The following is an 883-nucleotide window of genomic DNA, read 5'->3' on the forward strand; positions in this document are numbered from 1 at the left end:
AGAAAATACTCGACGGCACGCGTCGTGCAGGGCGCGGTGCTGGTATAACTAATTTCTAAGTGGCGAGCCGCTACTACGTCCCCGCGCTGCCACATTTGGGTAGTGCTAGTGGTGCGCGGTACGCTGGCACCTTTCTGGTGCGCAGCGCCGGGGCACTCTACCAGTTCGGCGCTGCGGGTGGTAGTCGTTACCCCACTCCCGTAGGCGTAGTCCTCCCCCTCGAAGGCTTCCACAACGGGACCGGGCTCATTGACCCAAATACGGGCCAGCCGGCCTTGGTAGAAGATAAGGTAAAGACCGAACAGGGTGGTAGGCCGGGCGCCCGATGAAGTCTGGAGCGTATACGTCGGCAAATAAAAGACGCGGCTATCGGCACAACGCGGGGCGTGGTCTATCGTGTTATTGCCAGACGACTGTAGCTCGATGATGCTGCAACACGTACTGCTTTGCAGCTCTACTTCTTCTGCCGAGTGCGCCACCCGAATGGTGGTCTGCCATTCGGCCTGCAACGGGTCGAGGATGGCTGCTAGGGGCTTGCCGATGACAAATGGCCCCAGCCCATTCAGGCCGGGTACTTGAGGCATAGTGGCTGGGCGGGCGGCTATTGCCGGCTTAGGGGTGTGCGCAGGCCGGGTAGGCTGGGCCGCCGCCACACTACTACATAACAGCGCGGTTACGAGCGTGTAGAGAAACCGTATGGTAGAAGGCAAGAGAATAGGCTAAAGGTTGTGGAGGGCGAATCCTAGGCGCGCTTTTTATTTAGTCCCAGCATCTCAACGCGCACTAGCTGAAGAGCGCAGGGGAGGTGGTCTACCTTTGAGTAGGTCACCGCTGGACACTCAAAATAAGGAGATAATCCGTTCGTAGACGCTTTAGAAACGTT

Annotated in this window: 1 protein-coding gene; it reads right to left on the reverse strand. The window is 58.3% G+C overall.

What is annotated here, in order from left to right:
* The coding region (locus E4631_RS25675; protein WP_133655861.1) for a hypothetical protein at positions 1–584 on the reverse strand (584 nt) is incomplete at its 3' end.
* Between the last annotated feature and the right edge of the window lie 299 nt (positions 585–883).

The sequence above is a fragment of the Hymenobacter sp. UV11 genome, from assembly GCF_004684095.1.
Taxonomy (GTDB): Bacteria; Bacteroidota; Bacteroidia; order Cytophagales; family Hymenobacteraceae; genus Hymenobacter.